Below are 18,997 nucleotides of genomic sequence, written 5' to 3'. Positions count from 1 at the left end.
GTACAGACTTTCGTGGTGCGCGTACGCCGCACGCATCAAGGAGAATGCGGCGCACGGTGTTTAGATAAGCGAAACGTCCCGAAGGACGTTTCACATGACTACAAGCCGCTACCGATCAATAACGGTAGTGTTCCGGCTTGTACGGGCCTTCCTGGCTCACCGAGATGTAGTTCGCCTGCTCTTCGGTCAGCGTGGTCAGCTGGGCGTTGAGCTTCTTGAGCTGCAGGCGCGCCACTTTTTCGTCCAGCTTCTTCGGCAGCGTGTACACGCCCACCGGATACTGCGCGGTGTTCATGAACAGCTCGATCTGGGCGATGGTCTGGTTCGCGAACGACGAGCTCATCACGTACGATGGGTGGCCGGTGCCGCAACCCAGGTTCACCAGGCGGCCTTCGGCCAGCAGGATGATGCGCTTGCCATCAGGGAAGATGACGTGGTCGACTTGCGGCTTGATGTTTTCCCACTCGTATTTCTTGAGCGCGGCGACTTCGATTTCATTGTCGAAGTGACCGATATTGCAGACGATCGCCTGGTCCTTCATCTTGAGCATGTGCTGCTCGGTGATGACGTGGTAGTTGCCGGTGCAGGTGACGAAGATGTCGCCGTGTTCGGCGGCATAGTCCATGGTCACGACGCGGTAGCCTTCCATTGCCGCCTGCAGTGCGCAGATCGGATCGATCTCGGTGACCCACACCTGCGCCGACAGCGCGCGCATGGCCTGGGCCGAACCTTTACCGACGTCGCCATAGCCGGCGATGACGGCGATCTTGCCAGCGACCATCACGTCGGTGGCGCGCTTGATGCCGTCGACCAGCGATTCGCGGCAGCCGTACAGGTTGTCGAACTTCGACTTGGTGACGGAATCGTTGACGTTGATTGCCGGGAAGGCCAGCTTGCCTTCCTGGTGCATCTGGTACAGGCGGTGCACGCCGGTGGTGGTTTCTTCGGTCACGCCCTTGATTTCAGGCAGGCGCTTCGAGTACCACGACGGATCACGCGCCAGGCGGCCCTTGATCGCGTTGAACAGGCAGATTTCTTCTTCCGAGCCTGGCTTGTCCAGCACGGAAATGTCTTTCTCGGCGCGCACGCCCAGGTGCAGCAGCAGGGTTGCATCGCCGCCGTCGTCCAGGATCATGTTGGCGTGGTTGTCGCCCGGCCATTCGAAGATGCGGTGGGTGTATTCCCAGTACTCGTCCAGGGTCTCGCCCTTGATGGCGAACACCGGCGTGCCGACCGAGGCGATGGCCGCGGCGGCGTGGTCCTGCGTCGAGTAGATATTGCACGATGCCCAGCGCACGGTGGCGCCCAGGGCTTCCAGGGTGCGGATCAGGACCGCGGTCTGGATGGTCATGTGCAGCGAACCGGCGATGCGCGCGCCCTTCAGCGGCTGGGTGGCGGCGTATTCTTCGCGGATCGCCATCAGGCCCGGCATCTCGGTTTCGGCGATGCGGATTTCCTTCTCGCCCCAGGAAGCCAGGGAAATGTCGGCGACGATGTAGTCTTGGGAGTCTTTGAGTACGGCGCTCATCACGCCCTCCTTTCAATGTTTAGAAAAAAGTAACGTGAGCGCAGTTGCTGGATATATCCGAGCCTGGCAGAGAGGGACTCTGTCGCAACGCTCCTCGGAACGGAGTAGTTTAGCACGCCTGACCAGTCGTGGATACCTCGCTGGCGTGCAAATGACTTGGGGGGAACAAGGCCAATGGCATTGTTCCCGCCTGCGCGGGAACCCAAGTACACGCCGCAGACCAGACGTCCCCGTCAGTCCGCGGCGCACATGCGAATTACGCCAGGCCGGCAGCAGCGCGCAGCTCGGCCGCCTTGTCGGTACGCTCCCAGCTGAATTCCGGCTCTTCGCGACCGAAGTGGCCATAAGCCGCGGTCTTGCAATAGATCGGGCGCAGCAGGTCGAGCATCTGGACGATGCCTTTCGGGCGCAGGTCGAAGTGCTCGTTGACCAGGGCCGCGATTTTCTCGTCCGAAATCACGCCGGTGCCTTCGGTGTACACGGTGATGTTGATCGGACGCGCCACGCCGATGGCGTAGCTGACCTGCACCTGGCACTGGCGCGCCAGGCCGGCGGCGACGATGTTCTTGGCGACGTAGCGCGCGGCGTAGGCGGCCGAGCGGTCGACCTTCGACGGGTCTTTACCGGAGAACGCACCGCCGCCGTGCGGGGCTGCGCCACCGTAGGTGTCGACGATGATCTTGCGGCCGGTCAGGCCGCAATCGCCCTGCGGGCCGCCGATGACGAAGCGGCCGGTCGGGTTGACCAGGAAGCGGGTTTTCTCCAGCCACTCGCGCGGCAGGGTCGGCTTGATGATCTCTTCGATCACGGCTTCTTCGATCTGCGAGTGGGTGACGTCGGGGTGGTGCTGGGTCGACAGCACGACGGTGTCGACCGCGACCGGGCGGCCGTCGACGTAGCGCAGGGTGACTTGCGATTTTGCGTCCGGACGCAGCCATGGCAGGCGGCCATCCTTGCGCAGCTGCGACTGGCGCTCGACCAGGCGGTGCGAATAATAGATGGCGGCCGGCATCAGCTCCGGCGTTTCGTCGCAGGCATAGCCGAACATCAGGCCCTGGTCGCCCGCGCCCTGGTCGAGGTCGATGCCGGCGCCTTCGTCCACGCCTTGCGCGATGTCCGGCGACTGCTTGTCGTAGCAGACCATGACGGCGCAGCCCTTGTAGTCGATGCCGAAATCGGTATTGTCGTAGCCGATGCGCTTGATGGTGTTGCGCGCCACCGAGATGTAGTCGACGTTGGCGTGCGTGGTGATCTCGCCTGCCAGCACCACCAGGCCGGTGTTGCACAGGGTTTCGGCGGCGACGCGCGCGGTCGGGTCTTGCTCGAGGATGGCGTCGAGGATGGCGTCGGAAATCTGGTCAGCGACCTTGTCCGGGTGGCCTTCGGAGACGGATTCGGAGGTGAAGAGGTAGTCGTTCGACATGTAGGCTCCAGTTACTGTTCACATGAATTGCCGCAGCAAACTGTTGCCTGCGACGCTTTAGCGACATTTATATTCCGCTTCGCAAGTTGTCTGTTAACTCGGCGGATCCAGCATAAAGTGGTATTTTACGCTTCCTTGGAATTTTGGTGTGGAAACGCACGCGCAATGCGGACGCGATCCGACACCCATCAATCGACATGCTAGTAGTCATTTTCCGTATCTTATCTATTTTCCCGTTGCCATTCCTGCACGCCCTGGGCGCCGCGATGGGCTGGCTGGTCTATTGGCTGTCGCCGTCGTACAAGCGCCGCCTGCGCGCCAACCTGGCCCAGGCCGGCTATGACGCGCACTGGAAACAGGCCGTGTCCGAGGCCGGCAAGGCAGCGATCGAGCTCGCCTTCGTATGGTGCGCCAAACCGGAGCGGGTTGCCAGGCATGCCATGGTAGAAAATTGGGAACTGGTCCAGGAAAAACTCGACGCGGGCCGCGGCATTGTGTTCCTGACGCCACACCTGGGCTGCTTCGAAATGACGGCGCAGCAGATCGCGCTCAAGACGGCGTTGACGGTCATGTATCGTCCGCCGCGCAAGGACGCGCTGCGGCCGCTGGTCGAAGGCGCGCGCGCGCGCCACAACCTGCACCTGGCGCCGGCCAACCTGTCCGGCGTGCGCATCCTGGCCAAGACCCTCAAGGGCGGCCAGCCGATCGGCTTGCTGCCCGACCAGGTGCCGCAGGAAGGCGAAGGCGTGTGGGCGCCCTTCTTCGGCCGCAACGCCTATACGATGACCCTGCCGGCCAAGCTGGCCCAGCTGGGCAAGGCCGACATCCTGCTGGTGTATGCCGAGCGGCGCCCGGGCGGCGCGGGCTACATCGTGCGCTTCGTGCCGTTCGATGGCGATTTGACAGGCAGCGCCGCCGACCAGGCGGCGGCGATCAACCGCGCCATGGAGCAGCTGATCGCGCGGGCGCCGAGCCAGTATTTCTGGAGCTATAACCGCTACAAGCAGCCGGAAGGCGTGGCCGGTCCGGAAAGCGAGGCCGCGGCATGAGGGTATTGCTTGGAATCCTGTGGCTGCTGCATTTCCTGCCGCTGCCCATCCTCGGCCGCATCGGCGAATCGATCGGCAGCCTGATGTTTGTGATCATGGGCCGACGCCGCCATATTGCGCTGACCAATCTGCGCCTGACCATGCCGGAACTCGACGAACGGGAACGGCGCCGCATCGCGCACCGCCACTTCCGCGCTTATGCACGCAGCATCGTCGAGCGCTCGATCCTGTGGTGGGCGCCCGAGGAGCGGGTGCGCAGCCTGATCCAGGTCGAGCCGGCGGTGCCGCAGGCCGAGATGGAAGCCGGCCCCACGATCCTGCTGTGCCCGCACTTCGTGTGCCTGGACGTGGCCGGCGTCGCCTCGCGCGTGATCCCGGTGTGCAGCATGTACGTCCCGCAAAAGAACGAAGCCTTCGACCGCCTGCTGCGCCATGGCCGCGAGCGCTACGGCCCGGTGCGCCTGGTGACGCGCAAGGAAGGCATCAAGCCGATCCTGCGCGCGCTGCGCGACGGCCTGCCCTACTTCATGCTGCCGGACATGGATTTCGGCGAGAAGGATGCCGAATTCGTGCCCTTCTTCGGCGTGCAGGCCGCGACCCTGACCGCGCTGGGACGCATCGCCGCCACTACCGGCGCCAAGGTAATCCCGGTGATCGCGACCTATCTGCCGAACTACCAGGGCTGGCGCGTGCGTTTCTATCCCGCGTGGGAAAATTACCCGGGCGACGATATGGTCGAGGCGACCCGCCGCATGAACGCCTTCATCGAAGAGCGCGTGCGCGAGGCTCCCGAACAGTATTTCTGGACCCATAAACGCTTCAAGACCCGTCCGCCGGGTGAACCTTCGCTGTATGATTAATCCATGAAACTGAAATTCACCAAGATGCATGGCGCCGGCAACGACTTCGTCGTGATCGACGCCATCAACCAGAAGATCGACGTCGACGGCATCAGCGCCGATCAATGGCAGCGCCTGGCTGACCGCCGCTTCGGCATCGGCGCCGACCAAATCCTGGTCGTCGAACGCCCGATCGACGCCGGCGTGGACTTCCGCTACCGCATCTTCAACAACGATGGCAGCGAAGTCGAGCAATGCGGCAATGGCTCGCGCGCCTTCGTGCGCTTCGTGGTCGACAAAGGCCTGACCCGGGAACGCAGCATCCGCGTGCAGACCATGTCGGGCATCATCAACCCGCGCCTGGAAGACGACGGCAATGTGACGGTGGACATGGGCGCCCCGCGCCTGGACCCGGCCGAGGTGCCGTTCGACAGCGCCGGACTGGACGGCAAACCCGAAGGCGAGGAAACGCTGTGGCCGTTGCCGGTCGGCGGCGAGGCCACGCAGATCTCGGTGGTCTCGATGGGCAATCCGCATGCGGTGCAGGTAGTGCACAACGTCGACACGGCACTGGTGGAACAGACCGGCCCGCTGATCGAACACCATGAGCGCTTCCCGAAACGCGTCAACGCCGGCTATATGCAGGTGGTCGACCGCCATCACATCCGCCTGCGCGTCCACGAACGCGGCGCCGGCGAAACGCTGGCCTGCGGCACCGGCGCCTGCGCGGCGGTGGTGGCCGGCATCCGGCGCGGCCTGCTCGATTCGCCGGTGCGCGTCTCGGCCCGTGGCGGTGAACTCAGCATCGCCTGGGCGGGCGCGGGCCAGCCGGTCTACCTCAGCGGACCGGCGGTATCGGTGTTCGAGGGCGAAGTCGAGATCTGAGCGGACGAGCCCTTGTGATTGCGTAGGGTGGGCGGCTTGCCGCCCACGCGTTCAAATCACGCATGTGCAGTGGCAGAGCGCAGTGGTGTTGAACGCGTGGGCGGCGAAGCCGGCTGCGCGCCCCGGCCCACCCTACGGTTCTTGCGTCATGCGGCGAGCTCGATGTCGGCGCCGCCATCGGCGTCGTTGCCGGGAAGCGCCACATTGAGCAGGGTGCGCAGCCGGTACAGGCGTTGCCGATAATTTCCTTCCGGCCCGGTCGGGCCGCAGTCGACCTGCTCGAACAGGCGCACGATGCGGTCCAGCGCCTCGCGCTCCTGCGCCGATTCCACCATCACCAGGCGCCGCTTGCTGCGCCCGTAGCTGGCGCGAATGTCGATGACCAGGCAATGGCCCTGGTCGGCGGCGCCCACGTCCAGCAATAGCGCCTCGGCGCGCGACAGGTCGAACAGCGCCGCCAGCTCGATGCGCGCGGCCAGCAAGGGATGCGCGGCCAGCGCATCGGCATGGCTGGCCAGCAGCCGCCCGGTCTCGGTGTATGGCGCGGCCGTGGCGCGCGGCGCGATCTTGCGCAGCAACTCGACGGCCTCTGGCGAGCCCTGGGCCGCCGCCAGCTGCAGCCAGTACACGGCGCGCACATCGTTGTTCTCGTTTTCGCGGCGCGCGCGCCAGGCATTGTGGCCGCATTCGAGCTGGGCATCGCGATACCCCATCTCGGCGGCCCGCTCCAGGTAGCGCTGGGCATCGGCCACGTTACGCTGCGAAAACTCCGGCTTGATATAGATGCGCGACAGCGCATACCAGGCCTCGGCCAGGCCCTGCTCTCCGGCCAGGTTCAGCCAGCGGATCGCTTTCTTGAAATTTGCCACCTGTGCGTGGGCGACATGCGCGTTGGCGACATGCGCGTTGGCGACATGCGCATCCGCGACCTGGCCATTGGCAGCCCCGCCGCCATTGGTGCAACGCCTGCCATCGACCCGCATGCGCGCGCAGCGCAGGCCCAGCGCCAGCTGTGCGTGAGCGTCATGCTCGGCCGCGGCAAGCTCCCAGAACACGGCGGGTTCGCCCGGTTGGCAGCGCGCCGCCGCGCCGGCGTCCAGGGCCGGCAGGCCGCTGACGCCAGCGAGCGCCGGGTCGAGGAGGCGCGCACAGCGCGACAGCAGGGCGATCTCGTCGGGGGCGAAACGCCGCATTTCCCCCTGTTCGCCGCGTTCGCCGATCAGCGCGCGCGCCTGCGGCAGTGCATGTTCCAGGTAATCGTCCCAGCGGCGCGCTGCCCATGCCTCGTCGAGCGCGGCATACTGCGCCGCACCGGGGCCTTGCGGACGCCGCGCCCGTTCCTGGCCCGACTGGCCGGCTGGCGGGCGCTCGACGGCGCCGGACGCGGGCGCCGGATGCGCCGCGCCGCCCGACGGCGCCGCCCGCGTACCGGGCTGGGCCGCCGGCTGCTTGCCCTGGCGCTGCGACAGCAACCATTGCGCGTGCGGGAAGCCGGCGCGCGCCGCGTCCTCGAGCGCCTGCACGGCCTTCGGATGCTGCTGGGATGGCGCTGTCGCCGGATCGAGCACCAGCTGGGCGAACACCAGGCCGGCATGCAGGCTGCCGTCGTCGTAGGCGCGCTCGTACCACTGGGCGACGGCGGCGGCGTTATGCTGGGCAAGCTCAAGAGGAATATGGTTACCGATCAACTGCCAGGCAGGCGGGCAGTCTTGTCGGGCCGCACGCTCGAGCCAGTGCAGTGCCGTCGGCAGGCTCTGCGGGAGTCCGGCGCTGCCGAACAAATACAGCTTGCCCAGCTCGAGCTGGGCCGCCACCTGCCCGGCGCGGGCATTGCGAATGATCGCCAGTTCTTCGCGGTTAGCCATCGTTGGAATACATAAAAAAGTGAGTCGGCAACACGCAGCGGCGACGGCATCACGTTTGCCAGGCCTTGGCGCAAGCCGGCCTGGCGAGCTTGCCAATATACAAGGTATTGACAGGGCCTGTCGCCGCTCATGCAAATTTGGCCAAAGTCTAAGCCGCTGCCGCCGGCGATTCGATTCGATTCCGGGCTGAGTTGACGGGGCGCAAAGCTGGTTCAAGCGGATGAAACCGGCCACCGTGGCCGCACGACATCGGAGCATGCTCGCGGCCGCTTCATGGAAAAACGCCGACATCCATTTCTTGGATGCAAAACCACCGACGTTGTGTCATGCATATGGAATACGTTTCAAAAATACAACAGCACGATTGGATTTATTAGCGATCTACCAAGCGCGCCACTGATAATTGACCAAATAGCCAGCCCTGAAGTTTGAAACAATCAAGGTAGCCGAGCGGCCCGGCCTCGACGCTCTGCATGCGCTTACCTCGATCCTGGGAACACCGATAATGAAAAAATCTCTCCTGGCCGTCGCACTGCTTGGCGCTTGCGCCGGTGCGGCGCATGCGCAGACGTCGGTGCAGGTCTACGGCAACCTCGATGCCGGCATCGTCAAGCGCAGCGGCGAGAACATCAGCATCGGCAAGCGCGCCGCCAACACCCTCGGCATCCGGGGCACCGAAGACCTGGGAAATGGTTTCAAAGCGTTGTTCCACCTAGAAATGCGTTACGAGCCGGATACCGGCAGCAGCGAGATCGGCCCCGGCGGCAACCAGCGCCAGGTATTCCAGGGCCAGAGCCGGGTCGGCCTGCAGGGCGACTTCGGCATGCTGCGCATCGGCCGCGGCCTGACCCCGTTCCACGAAACCATCGGCAACTTCGAACCCTTCCATGCGATCCCGACCGCGGGCGGCTTCTATACCGACCTGAGCGTCGCCGGCTACAGCTCGCAGCCGCTCGACCCGGTCGGCTCTTCGGGCAACCGCTGGTCGAACGCCATCTGGTACAACTCGCCGATCGTCAATGGCTTCCAGCTCAACACCGCGATCGCGACGAAGGAAAACAACGGCGGCGTCGCCGTGATCGGCCGCGGCAGCGCCGGCGCGCCGCAGTATCCGGCCGGCGCCGAAGCCTCGGCCAATCAGTTCTCGGTCTCGGCCACCTACAACAACGGCCCCGCCGCCCTGATGGCGGCCTACGAGCGCAATGCGATCGAATCGAAGGTCTGGTCGGTCGGCGCCTCGGTCCAGGCGACCCCGGAACTCAAGCTCATGGGCACGTTCACCAGGCTGGACGAAGACCATACCCGCCTCTTCAACAGCGATACCTCTTCGTGGGTGCTGGGCGCCAACTATGCGCTAGGCCCTGGCAAGTTCCTGGCGGGCTATGGCCAGAAAGATACCGACGGCCTGGAAAAGGTCAGGCAACTGTCGCTGGGCTATGAATACAGCCTGTCGAAGCGCACCTATCTGTACATCGATGCCTCGCGCAAGAAGGGCCTGCTGACCAGTCCGGGCACCGTCAACCAGTACGACATCGGCATCAACCACTCGTTCTAGCCTTCTGGCGCGAACGGGAGCGGCGCGTCCCCATCGCGCTCCATGTAGTGTTTTCACAACGCCTGATCCTCCCAGGTGCATCCGCGAACGAGCGTTCTGTACAGTGCGCCATGGCAATGGCATATTGGTAGAGCGAGCTCAAGCATCGCGACAAGAAAATAATATGGAGACACGATGAAGAAAAGCCTGATCGCCGCCCTGCTCGGCGCGACGTTTGCATGCTCCGCCCTGGCCCAGACCAGCGTCCAGATCTACGGTATCGCCGATGCCGGCGTGATGTGGCAAAAAGGCGGACCGACCAAGATCTATAGCGGCGGCGCCGACGGCTCGCGCGTCGGCATCCGGGGTAGCGAAGACTTGGGCAATGGCTACAAGGCCATCTTCAATCTCGAGGCCCGTGTCGAACTCGACAACGGTTCGCAGCAGCCGGCCCTGATGAACGACAATCCGGGCGTCTACCTGCTGCGCGGCATGGACCAGATTCCGCAAGCCATCCGCGACCGCCTGCAGGCAGCGATCCAGCCGCCGGGCGCGCCGGCCGTCAACCAGGAAAAAGCCCTGTTCGACCGCACCTCGATGGTTGGCCTGATCACCCCGATCGGCGCCGTGATGCTGGGCCGCATGTACACCCCGGGCTACGAGGTGTTCAATATGGCCGACGCCTTCGAATCGGGCACCGCCGGCACCTGGGGCCACATCACCGGCGGCACCGCCGGCTTTACCGCCCTGGGCGCCGACATCCGCTCGCAGGAATCGATCCAGTACCGCATCGCCCTGCCGAACGGCCTGGGCGGCTCGGTCATGTATGGCGCGCGCAATTCAGGCTACCTCGGCCGTTATCACAAGTTCCGCGGCGGCGCGATCACCTATAAAGCCAATGGCTTCGACGTCGGCGTCGGCTACAACCACGGCTACGACATGCAGAACCGGCCGAGCCTGCGCACCACGACGGTGGGCGGCTCCTACACCCTGGGCGAGCGCTGGAAATTCTTCGCCGGCTTCCACAGCCAGCGCAACGAGAATTCGGCGCTGCTGCCCGATTACCTGGCCGGCTGGAACCAGGCCGTGGTGCCGGCGCTGATCGCACAAGGCGTGCCGGAGGGCACCCGGAATGCCCTGCTCGGCATTTTCCAGACCAATATCAAGGCCAACACCCAGCAGGACGCGAACAGCTACCAGATCGGCGCCCACTATCGTATCGGCAACGGCCGCATCGTGGCCTCGTACGCGCACCAGAACGACCGCACTGAATCCAACAGCGACGCCAACCTGTATGCGGTGGGCTACAACTACTTCCTGTCCAAGCGCACCGACCTGTACACCGCGCTCGCCTTCATCAAGAACGACAACGAGGCGCAGTATTCGCCGGGCACCTCGGGCAATCCGGGCGGCTTCACCGAAGCGCCGGGCGCCGATGGCCGCGCCCTGCAGCTGGGCATCCGTCACCGCTTCTGACCGTTTCACTCTCCCCCGGAAAGACGCCTGCGGGCGTCTTTTTTGTGATCTGTTAAAACTTCGGCGCCATGCCCACCTCGGGTAAAATGGTTCGATTCATTCCATCATTCAATTCCCCATGAGCATCGCACCACTGGACGCCAACGCTGTCGCGCAATACCTGATCGATCATCCGCAATTCTTCCAGGAGCACGCCGGCCTGCTGGGCGAAGTCAAACTGTCGAGCCCCCTCACCGGTCGCGCCGTGTCGCTGCAGGAGCGGCAGATGGAGGTGATGCGCGACAAATTCCGCGCGCTCGAACTGCGCCTGTCCGACCTGTCGCGCCGCGCCGAAGAGAATGCCGGCATCGCCAACCGCTTCCACGCCTGGACCCAGGCCCTGCTGGTCTCAAAAGGCGGCGCCGCCATGGCGCGCGACCTGGCCGACGGCCTGCGCACCCATTTCATCGTGCCGCAAGTCACCCTGCGCCTGTGGAACGTGGCGCCGGAACATGCCGGCGAATGGTTCGCCCAGGGCGTGTCGGACGATGCGCGCATCTTCGCCAACAGCCTGCGCGCGCCGTATTGCGGCCCGAACAACGACTTCGAGGCGGTGCGCTGGCTGGACGATGCGGAATCGATCCGCTCGACCGTCATGCTGCCGCTGGGCCAGCCGGGCCAGAGCTTCGGCCTGCTGGTGCTGGGCTCGCCCGATCCGGCGCGCTTCACGACCGCGATGTCGACCGACTTCCTGGTCCACATCGCCGCCACCTCGACCACCGCACTGGCGCCGCTGCGCGCCTGAGCCAGGGGCCATGGACTGGGCCGCGCGCTACCTGGGCGAACTGGCCACCGGGCGCCAGCTGTCGCCGCACACGGTCGACGCTTACCGGCGTGACCTGGCCGAGCTGGCCGCACTGGCCGGCCACGACGACTGGGCCCGGCTCACCCACTTCGACATCCGCCGCTACGCCGCCAAGATGCATGCCGGCGGCCAGTCGGCGCGCACGATCGCGCGCAAGCTGTCCGGCTGGCGCGGCTTCTATGCCTGGCTGTCGAACCACACCCCGCTGGCCGCCAACCCGGTCGACGGGGTGCACGCCCCGAAACGCCCGAAGAGCCTGCCCAAGGCGCTGGCCGTCGACGACGCCGTGCAATTGATGGATGCAAATACGCGCGGCCACGCCGAACCCTTCGAGCTGTGCAACCGCGCCATGTTCGAGCTGCTGTATTCGAGCGGCTTGCGTGTGTCGGAACTGGCCGGCCTCGACGTCGCGTGGCAGGATGCGCGCGCCGGCCAGCCGGCCTCGCTCGGCTGGCTCGACCTGCAGGCCGGCGAAGTGGTGGTCACCGGCAAGGGCAACAAGATGCGCCGGGTGCCGGTCGGCGGCCCGGCGCGCGAGGCGCTGGCAGCCTGGCTGGCGGTGCGTCCCGCCGCGCGCGACGGCAGCGCCGCCCTGTTCCTGTCGGCGCGCGACACCCGCATCTCGCCGCGCGTGGTGCAGAACCGGCTCAAGCAGCATGCGCTGCGCGCCGGCACCCCGGTCCACGTGCACCCGCACGTGCTGCGCCACTCCTTCGCCTCGCACCTGCTGCAATCCTCGGGCGACCTGCGCGCGGTGCAGGAATTGCTCGGCCACGCCAGCATCACCTCGACCCAGATCTATACGGCACTCGATTTCCAGCACCTGTCGAAGGTGTATGACGCGGCCCATCCGCGCGCCAAGGCCAAGTAATCGCCCGGACCACGCAGGCGCGCCATTCCGGCCACATCCCCGGGTTGATGGTTTGAACTCGATCAAGCCCGGACACGGTTGATGGTGAGCTTGCAAGAATTGCGGCATAATCCCCCGGTTCTTTTGTCCAACCCCCAACACGAGTAGCGTACCAATGGACCTGATTCCCAGCACCATCCTGACCGGCTTCCTCGGCGCGGGCAAGACCACCCTGCTCAACCGCATCCTGCAGGAAGAGCACGGCATGCGCATCGCCGTCATCGAGAACGAATTCGGCCAGGAAAATATTGACAACGAAATCCTGGTGCAGGATTCGAGCGAGCAGATCGTCGAGATGAACAACGGCTGCATCTGCTGCACCGTGCGCGGCGACCTGATCGTGGCCCTGACTAACCTGGCGCAGAAGCGCGCCGCCGGCGAGATCAGTTTTGATCGGGTGGTGATCGAAACCACCGGCCTGGCCAACCCCGGCCCGGTGGCCCAGACCTTCTTCGTCGACGAAGAAGTAGGCGCCAACTACCTGCTCGACGCCGTGGTCACCGTGGTCGACGCCCGCCATGCGATGGACCAGCTGACCCAGAACGAGGAAGCCCAGCGCCAGGTCGGTTTCGCCGACAAGATCCTGCTGTCCAAGACCGACCTGGTCGACGCCGCCGCCGTCGAGGCGCTGAAGGCGCGCCTGCACCGCATCAATCCGCGCGCGCCGATCGCGACCAGCGACTTCGGCCGCGCGCCGATTTCCGACGTGCTCGACCTGCGCGGCTTCAACCTGAACGACAAGCTGGAACTGGATCCGGATTTCCTGAAGGTCGAGGAAGCCCACGACCATGACCACGAGCACGGTCACGACCACGAGCACTGCGGCCACGACCATGCCCATGGCGAAGCCTGCAACCACGACCACCACCACGGCCACCACAGCGACGACATCGCCGCCTTCGTGTTCAAGAGCGAGCGCGCCTTCAATCCTGAGCGCCTGGAACAATTCCTGGGCAGCCTGGTGCAGGTATTCGGTCCGCAAATGCTGCGCTATAAAGGCGTGCTGCGGATGGAGGGCGTCGACCGCAAGGTGGTGTTCCAGGGTGTGCACCAGATCATGGGCAGCGACGTCGGACCGAAATGGGGCGAGAACGAGACGCCCGCGACCAAGATGGTCTTTATTGGTAAAAATTTACCGAAAGACGTATTTGTCCGCGGACTTGAACAATGTTTGGTATAAACTACATCGGTTTGACCGGCGTACTCAAGGTCACATGATGACCCGTCGCGACAGTTTGTCGCGGCCGACTCGCCGGACGCACCGGTGCGCTATATACTAGCCGCCAGCCTGCTGTAGCGAACTGTCCTTGCTGCATATGCGGCGCGGCCAGAGAAGGGATGGCGCCAGGTCGCCGTCAAGGCAGCTTGCCTCACGCACACCTTTATCGGGTATAAAGTTGGCAAGCTGATAAAATGAAAACCTCTGTCGTATCGAAGGCATCATGACTAAAACAACGAAACCGAATACCGCCCAGCCCGAAGAACGCCTCCTGACGGAAGAAGAGATTCGGGCGATGAGCGATGACGACTACATGAATCCGGCCCAGCTCGCGTTCTTCAAAAACCGTCTGCAGGAACTCGAGAAGGAACTGCTGAAGAACGCCGGTGAAACCACGGAACACCTGCGCGAAACCGTCCTGGTTCCCGACCCTGCCGACCGCGCGACGATCGAGGAAGAACACGCGCTGGAACTGCGCACCCGCGACCGTGAGCGCAAGCTGCTCAAGAAAGTGCAGCAATCGCTGCAGTCGATCGAAAGCGGCGAATACGGCTGGTGCGAAGAAACCGGCGAACCGATCGGCATTCCGCGCCTGATCGCCCGCCCGACCGCCACGCTGTCGCTGGAAGCCCAGCAGCGCCGTGAGCTGAAGCAAAAGCTGTACGGCGACTGATTTATCGCCGTAGCCATCAAGAAAAGCATGCGAGATATCGCATGCTTTTTTTGTTTGCGCGCCCGTTTCCTGCATGACTGCGCACGTTTCACGCGCCATGCAGATGCTATCGTTTCCCATCGGATACACTAGTCTGCACGGCGTGTGCACAGCACACAGGCCGGAAGTTCGTGCTATGGTCTGGCACGGCTGGCCTAATTGACAACGGTGAGCATGGGGCTTTTCTCCTTCCTGAAGAGAAAGAACGACGATGCAGGGGTGCGCGATTGGCCGCCGCCCGAGTCGCGCCTGCGCGGCGAGCCGTCGCGCCTGGACACCGAGGCCGAGCGCGAACGCCAGCGCGAGATCGCGCGCGCCACCGCCGCCAAGATCGACGAGATCGAGCTCGCCTTCGCTTCCGACATGTTCGACGACGAGCCGGCCTGGGGCAGCGGCGTACGGCGCCCGGCGGCCGGCGTCGCGCATCCGGAACCTGACCTCCCGCTCCAGACTGCGGCGCCCGCCAGTGCGCCGGCCATCGACGAAAGCGCCATCCTGTACGCCAACGGCCAGCCGGACACCGCCGAACAGCTGCTGCGCGCCAGCCTGCCTACCCTGGGCCGCGCCGAACGCCAGCCGTGGTGGATGCTGTTCGACCTGTACCAGGCCGACGGCCGCGAAGACGCCTTCGAAAGCATCGCCATCGACTACGCCAGCCATTTCGAGACCTCGCCGCCGGCCTGGAAGCCATTGCCGGCCGCGCCCGATCCGGCCCGTCCCGGCCCTGGCCTGGCCGCGGTCGAGTCCTTCGGCCCCACGGTCGACGCCAGCGTCGCGGCGCGCCTGGCCCGCGTGCTGGATGCGACGGCGCCGGTCGTGCGCCTGGACTTCGGCCGGGTGACGGCGATCGATGCCGACGGCGCCGCCTGCCTGCTGGCGGCGTTGCAAACATTACGCGGCGCCGGCCGCGAGCTGGTGCTGGCCGGCGCCGACACCCTGCTCGACACCTTGCGGCCGATGCTGGTCATCGGCCAACGCGGCGCCAGCCCGGCGCCGTGGCTGCTGCTGCTCGAGTTGCTGCTATTGACCAACCGCGAAAAACAATTCGAGGAAGCGGCGATGGATTATTGCGTCACCTACGAGGTGTCGCCGCCCTCGTTCGAGGCGCCGCTGCGCGTGTCCACCGCCGCGCCGGCGCCGGGCCACGGCGACCGCTTCATGTTGCCGTCCGTCGTGAGCGGTCCGGATGGCGCCCTGCTGGCGGCCATCGATGCCTATGCCCAGGAGCGCGAGACGCTGGTGCTGGATTGCTCGCGGCTGGCGCGCATCGATTATGCCGGGGCCGGCAACCTGCTGGCGCGGCTGGATGCGCACGGCGCCGCCGGCCGCGCGGTCGAGTTGCGCGAACTGAACCATCTTGTCGCTACCCTGCTGCGCCTGCTCGGCGCGGGTGATGGCGTGCGGCTCTATCCGCACCGTTACTGACCGCAACGCTACTGAGTTCAGGCGCTCAGAGCCAACCGAAGGCCAGCAACAGCAACAGGGTCACGACCAGCGACACGAGGATCGAGCCTAGACAGCCGAGCTTGTTGGAAAAGAAGAGAAACATCGTTGACGGTTCCAGTCATGAGCGTAACGACAGCGTACAGCCTGCTGCCAGCGCCAGGCGCACATTTGTCTAAATGCATTTAAGGCAGAGCTAACCTTGCAATCCTGTCGCCGGCCCCCACCTGCTGTTGGCTAGAACATCAAGAGGTCAAAATGGAACAATTTCACGGTACAACCATCGTCAGTGTGCGGCGCGGCAACCAGGTCGCGCTGGGTGGCGATGGCCAGGTCACGCTGGGCAATGTCGTCATGAAGGGCTCGGCGCGCAAGGTGCGCAAGCTGTACCAGGGCAAGGTCCTGTGCGGATTCGCGGGCGGCACGGCCGACGCGTTCACCCTGCTGGACCGCTTCGAAGGCAAGCTGGAAAAACACCAGGGCAACCTGCTGCGCGCCTCGGTCGAACTGGCCAAGGACTGGCGCACCGACCGCGTGCTGCGCCGCCTGGAAGCGATGCTGCTGGTGGCCGACCGCGAGTCGACCCTGATCATCACCGGCAACGGCGACGTGCTGGAGCCGGAAGACGGCATTGGCGCCATCGGTTCGGGCGGCGTCTACGCCCAGTCCGCCGCCAAGGCGCTGTACGAGAACACCGACATGGCCCCTGGCGAGGTCGTCAAGAAGGCGCTGACCATCGCCGGCGAACTGTGCATCTACACGAATATGTCCCACATCATCGAGACCCTGGACTGATATGAGCAGCATCATGAACATGACCCCACCGGAAATCGTCTCCGAACTCGACAAGCACGTGGTCGGCCAGGGCAAGGCCAAGAAGGCGGTCGCCATCGCGCTGCGCAACCGCTGGCGGCGCCAGCAGGTCGACGAGAGCCTGCGTTATGAAATCACGCCCAAGAACATCCTCATGATCGGCCCGACCGGCGTCGGCAAGACCGAGATCGCGCGCCGCCTGGCCAAGCTGGCCGACGCGCCCTTCATCAAGATCGAGGCGACCAAGTTCACCGAGGTGGGCTATGTCGGCCGCGACGTCGACACCATCATCCGCGACCTGATCGACATCGGCGTCAAGCAGACCCGCGCCAGCGAAGCGAAAAAGATGCGCCAGCGCGCCGAGGACGCGGCCGAGGACCGCATCATCGACATCCTGGTGCCGCCGGCGCGCGACTTCGGCTTCAACACCAGCAGCGGCAATGGCGACTCGAAGGAAGGTGAGGCCACGCGCCAGACCTTCCGCAAGCGCCTGCGCGAAGGATCGCTCGACGACCGCGAGATCGAGATCGAGGTGGCCGACGCTGCGCCGCAGATGGAAATCATGGCGCCGCCGGGTATGGAAGAAATGACCGAGCAGATCAAGTCGATGTTCGCCGGCGTGGGCAATGCGCGCAAGAAGCCGCGCAAGCTCAAGATCAAGGAAGCGATGAAGCTGCTGATCGACGAAGAAGCGGGCAAGCTGCTCAATGAGGATGAACTGAAGCAGAAGGCGATCGCCAACGTCGAGCAGAACGGCATCGTGTTCCTGGACGAGATCGACAAGATCGCGACCCGCTCCGAACACGGCGGCGCCGACGTCTCGCGCGCCGGCGTGCAGCGCGACCTGCTGCCGCTGGTCGAGGGCACGACGGTGAACACCAAGTACGGCATGATCAAGACCGACCACATCCTGTTCATCGCCTCGGGCGCCTTCCACTTGTCGAAGCCGTCGGACCTGATCCCGGAACTGCAGGGCCGCTTCCCGATCCGCGTCGAACTCGAATCGCTGTCGATCGACGACTTCAAGAGCATCCTGACCTCGACCCATGCCAGCCTGACCAAGCAATACGAGGCGCTGCTGGCGACCGAGGGCGTCAGGATCGAGTTCGTGGACGAAGGCATCCACCGCCTGGCCGAGATCGCGTTCTCGGTCAACGAGCGCACCGAGAACATCGGCGCGCGCCGCCTGTACACGGTGATGGAAAAGCTGCTGGAAGAGATCTCGTTCAGCGCCGGGTCCGAGAAGGACCAGGTGGTGCGGATCGACGCGGCCTATGTCAACGAGCGGCTCGATGCGCTGGCGGTCAATGAAGACCTGTCGCGCTACGTGCTGTAAACAACGGCTGTCACTTTCCGGAGGCGACCCGCATGGCGAACAAGGCATTGGCGACACGGCAAAAAATGCGGCTGCGGGTCGAACCCTCGCAGCAGTTCGGCAAGCCGCGTAATCCGATCGCGGCGCTGGCCAAGGCGCGCTCGGCCGGGCCGCATGCCAAGCCGCTATCGAGCGAGCGGCATGAAGCCAAGCGGGCACTCAGGAAGGTCAAGCTTGTGGCGGACGAGGACGACTGAGCTGCGCCAGCCTGATCAAGAATTTCTCCTTGCGGACACTTCGGTGTCCGCTTTTTTTACACACAACTACACATGGCGCTTAGTTCGTGTGTAAAATTACACACCAAGACGTGGGCAAGGAGAATCCTGATGGATTCAAGAACCTTGATTCGGATGCTCACAGCGGCAGGATGGCAAGAAGTTCGTGTGGCAGGAAGCCATCACACCTTCAAGCACCCCGAACATTCAATGATTCTCACGGTGCCTCACCCTAAGAAAGATCTGCCGATTGGAACGGTGAACAGCATCCTCAAGAAAGCCGGATTAAGATAGTTCGGCCTTTGCGACCTTCATATAATGGGATTAAAAATGGAAATGCCGATCGCAATTCACAAGGATGAGAATAGCGTTTATGGCGTGACGGTTCCCGATGTTCCAGGGTGTTACTCCTGGGGCGATACGGTTGATGAAGCAATCAAGAACGCCCGCGAAGCGATCTACAGCCATTACGAGGTATTGGCGGAAAGTGGAGAACCCCTGCGCTTCAAGACCTCGAAGATTCAAGATCTCGTATCGAATGAAGAGTTTTTGGGGGCGATCTGGGCTTTGGTCGATATCGACGCATCCAAATTCGACTCCAAGCCGGAAAGAATCAATATTTCCATCCCCCGCTTCGTGTTAAAAAAGATCGATAGCTTTGCAGAAGCGAGGCACGAAACTCGCAGCGGCTTCATTTCGCGTGCAGCCTTGGCAATGATTGCTGAGGAAACAGAACACGCGTAGGAGCCTGTCAGATTTTCTGTGTGGAACGGGGTCATGAAATAATCCTGAGAGGACTGTTCCATGACCGATGCAATGACCACGAAAAAGCCCAAGAAGCAGAAAGCTGCATACCCGTTCCCCGTC

18 protein-coding genes and 1 riboswitch are annotated in these 18,997 nt (G+C 64.1%); of the genes, 15 read left to right on the top strand and 3 right to left on the bottom strand.

The genetic code is table 11. The annotated features are described in order from the left end of the window. Positions 1-115: 115 nt before the first annotated feature. Both ahcY and metK read right to left on the bottom strand, forming a co-directional pair. Positions 116-1,528 carry an adenosylhomocysteinase gene (gene ahcY, locus J3U95_RS26100; protein WP_208281483.1) on the bottom strand — a complete coding sequence of 471 codons (1,413 nt, stop codon included), beginning with the start codon at positions 1,526-1,528 and terminating at the stop codon, positions 116-118. Between the two features lie 29 nt (positions 1,529-1,557). Next, a riboswitch (S-adenosyl-L-homocysteine riboswitch) is annotated at positions 1,558-1,630 on the bottom strand. A 154-nt stretch (positions 1,631-1,784) separates the two neighbouring features. Next, positions 1,785-2,951 carry a methionine adenosyltransferase gene (metK, locus tag J3U95_RS26095; RefSeq protein ID WP_208281482.1) on the bottom strand — a complete coding sequence of 389 codons (1,167 nt, stop codon included), beginning with the start codon at positions 2,949-2,951 and terminating at the stop codon, positions 1,785-1,787. A 176-nt stretch (positions 2,952-3,127) separates the two neighbouring features. Between metK and J3U95_RS26090 the strand changes: the two genes are divergently transcribed. From J3U95_RS26090 to dapF, 3 genes are read left to right on the top strand one after another with little or no spacing between them, the layout of a single operon-like run. Then, positions 3,128-4,000 carry a lysophospholipid acyltransferase family protein gene (locus J3U95_RS26090; RefSeq protein ID WP_441295268.1) on the top strand — a complete coding sequence of 291 codons (873 nt, stop codon included), beginning with the start codon at positions 3,128-3,130 and terminating at the stop codon, positions 3,998-4,000. After that, a complete protein-coding gene (locus J3U95_RS26085; RefSeq protein ID WP_208281480.1) occupies positions 3,997-4,860 on the top strand; it encodes an LpxL/LpxP family acyltransferase in 864 nt (287 codons plus the stop codon). The genes J3U95_RS26090 and J3U95_RS26085 overlap by 4 nt, the downstream gene beginning before the upstream one ends. Before the next feature lie 3 nt (positions 4,861-4,863). Continuing rightward, positions 4,864-5,724: a diaminopimelate epimerase gene (gene dapF, locus J3U95_RS26080; RefSeq protein WP_208281479.1), complete on the top strand. Its 861-nt coding sequence runs from the start codon at positions 4,864-4,866 to the stop codon at positions 5,722-5,724. A 146-nt stretch (positions 5,725-5,870) separates the two neighbouring features. On the opposite strand, the gene J3U95_RS26075 is transcribed toward dapF, so the two are convergent. Next, positions 5,871-7,589 (bottom strand): SEL1-like repeat protein, encoded by a 1,719-nt coding sequence (locus J3U95_RS26075; protein WP_208281478.1) that lies wholly within the window; start codon positions 7,587-7,589, stop codon positions 5,871-5,873. A gap of 505 nt (positions 7,590-8,094) precedes the next feature. Here J3U95_RS26075 and J3U95_RS26070 point away from each other — a divergent pair. From J3U95_RS26070 to J3U95_RS26015, 12 genes are all read left to right on the top strand, one after another. Beyond that, a complete protein-coding gene (locus J3U95_RS26070; protein ID WP_208281477.1) occupies positions 8,095-9,144 on the top strand; it encodes a porin in 1,050 nt (349 codons plus the stop codon). Between the two features lie 174 nt (positions 9,145-9,318). After that, on the top strand, positions 9,319-10,599 hold the full coding sequence (locus J3U95_RS26065) for a porin (RefSeq protein WP_208281476.1): 1,281 nt from the start codon (positions 9,319-9,321) through the stop codon (positions 10,597-10,599). Positions 10,600-10,717: 118 nt separating this feature from the next. Further along, complete coding sequence (locus J3U95_RS26060) at positions 10,718-11,383, top strand: DUF484 family protein (protein ID WP_208281475.1); 666 nt, start codon at positions 10,718-10,720, stop codon at positions 11,381-11,383. 10 nt (positions 11,384-11,393) lie between these two features. Further along, the gene (gene xerC, locus J3U95_RS26055) at positions 11,394-12,314 is read left to right on the top strand and encodes a tyrosine recombinase XerC (RefSeq protein WP_208281474.1); all 921 of its coding nucleotides are present in this window, start codon (positions 11,394-11,396) and stop codon (positions 12,312-12,314) included. A gap of 154 nt (positions 12,315-12,468) precedes the next feature. Then, positions 12,469-13,533 carry a CobW family GTP-binding protein gene (locus J3U95_RS26050; RefSeq protein WP_208281473.1) on the top strand — a complete coding sequence of 355 codons (1,065 nt, stop codon included), beginning with the start codon at positions 12,469-12,471 and terminating at the stop codon, positions 13,531-13,533. 262 nt (positions 13,534-13,795) lie between these two features. Next, on the top strand, positions 13,796-14,245 hold the full coding sequence (dksA, locus tag J3U95_RS26045; RefSeq protein ID WP_208281472.1) for an RNA polymerase-binding protein DksA: 450 nt from the start codon (positions 13,796-13,798) through the stop codon (positions 14,243-14,245). A 213-nt stretch (positions 14,246-14,458) separates the two neighbouring features. Continuing rightward, entirely contained in the window at positions 14,459-15,709 is a 1,251-nt protein-coding gene (locus J3U95_RS26040; RefSeq protein WP_208281471.1) for an STAS domain-containing protein, read from the top strand. Between the two features lie 276 nt (positions 15,710-15,985). Beyond that, positions 15,986-16,522, top strand: coding sequence for an ATP-dependent protease subunit HslV (gene hslV, locus J3U95_RS26035; protein ID WP_005663724.1), 537 nt, complete (start codon positions 15,986-15,988; stop codon positions 16,520-16,522). 13 nt (positions 16,523-16,535) lie between these two features. Next, complete coding sequence (gene hslU, locus J3U95_RS26030; RefSeq protein ID WP_208281470.1) at positions 16,536-17,876, top strand: ATP-dependent protease ATPase subunit HslU; 1,341 nt, start codon at positions 16,536-16,538, stop codon at positions 17,874-17,876. 32 nt (positions 17,877-17,908) lie between these two features. Continuing rightward, entirely contained in the window at positions 17,909-18,112 is a 204-nt protein-coding gene (locus tag J3U95_RS26025) for a hypothetical protein (protein WP_208281469.1), read from the top strand. Positions 18,113-18,241: 129 nt separating this feature from the next. Continuing rightward, positions 18,242-18,424 (top strand): type II toxin-antitoxin system HicA family toxin, encoded by a 183-nt coding sequence (locus tag J3U95_RS26020; RefSeq protein ID WP_208281468.1) that lies wholly within the window; start codon positions 18,242-18,244, stop codon positions 18,422-18,424. A 36-nt stretch (positions 18,425-18,460) separates the two neighbouring features. Further along, positions 18,461-18,874, top strand: a complete 414-nt coding sequence (locus J3U95_RS26015; protein WP_208281467.1) for a type II toxin-antitoxin system HicB family antitoxin — start codon at positions 18,461-18,463, stop codon at positions 18,872-18,874. Positions 18,875-18,997 lie beyond the last annotated feature (123 nt).

It is taken from the genome of Massilia oculi (assembly GCF_017582745.1).
GTDB classification, from domain to species: Bacteria; Pseudomonadota; Gammaproteobacteria; order Burkholderiales; family Burkholderiaceae_D; genus Telluria; species Telluria oculi_A.
Note: the sequence above shows the minus strand (reverse complement) of the source record. Positions and strands in the feature narration are given on the sequence as shown.

Coding starts and splice junctions, on each gene's coding strand:
- ahcY (WP_208281483.1), bottom strand. CDS start 1,528: ATGAGCGCCGTACTCAAAGACTCCCAAGACTACATCGTCGCCGACATT.
- metK (WP_208281482.1), bottom strand. CDS start 2,951: ATGTCGAACGACTACCTCTTCACCTCCGAATCCGTCTCCGAAGGCCAC.
- J3U95_RS26085 (WP_208281480.1), top strand. CDS start 3,997: ATGAGGGTATTGCTTGGAATCCTGTGGCTGCTGCATTTCCTGCCGCTG.
- dapF (WP_208281479.1), top strand. CDS start 4,864: ATGAAACTGAAATTCACCAAGATGCATGGCGCCGGCAACGACTTCGTC.
- J3U95_RS26075 (WP_208281478.1), bottom strand. CDS start 7,589: ATGGCTAACCGCGAAGAACTGGCGATCATTCGCAATGCCCGCGCCGGG.
- J3U95_RS26070 (WP_208281477.1), top strand. CDS start 8,095: ATGAAAAAATCTCTCCTGGCCGTCGCACTGCTTGGCGCTTGCGCCGGT.
- J3U95_RS26065 (WP_208281476.1), top strand. CDS start 9,319: ATGAAGAAAAGCCTGATCGCCGCCCTGCTCGGCGCGACGTTTGCATGC.
- J3U95_RS26060 (WP_208281475.1), top strand. CDS start 10,718: ATGAGCATCGCACCACTGGACGCCAACGCTGTCGCGCAATACCTGATC.
- xerC (WP_208281474.1), top strand. CDS start 11,394: ATGGACTGGGCCGCGCGCTACCTGGGCGAACTGGCCACCGGGCGCCAG.
- J3U95_RS26050 (WP_208281473.1), top strand. CDS start 12,469: ATGGACCTGATTCCCAGCACCATCCTGACCGGCTTCCTCGGCGCGGGC.
- dksA (WP_208281472.1), top strand. CDS start 13,796: ATGACTAAAACAACGAAACCGAATACCGCCCAGCCCGAAGAACGCCTC.
- J3U95_RS26040 (WP_208281471.1), top strand. CDS start 14,459: ATGGGGCTTTTCTCCTTCCTGAAGAGAAAGAACGACGATGCAGGGGTG.
- hslV (WP_005663724.1), top strand. CDS start 15,986: ATGGAACAATTTCACGGTACAACCATCGTCAGTGTGCGGCGCGGCAAC.
- hslU (WP_208281470.1), top strand. CDS start 16,536: ATGAACATGACCCCACCGGAAATCGTCTCCGAACTCGACAAGCACGTG.
- J3U95_RS26025 (WP_208281469.1), top strand. CDS start 17,909: ATGGCGAACAAGGCATTGGCGACACGGCAAAAAATGCGGCTGCGGGTC.
- J3U95_RS26020 (WP_208281468.1), top strand. CDS start 18,242: ATGGATTCAAGAACCTTGATTCGGATGCTCACAGCGGCAGGATGGCAA.
- J3U95_RS26015 (WP_208281467.1), top strand. CDS start 18,461: ATGGAAATGCCGATCGCAATTCACAAGGATGAGAATAGCGTTTATGGC.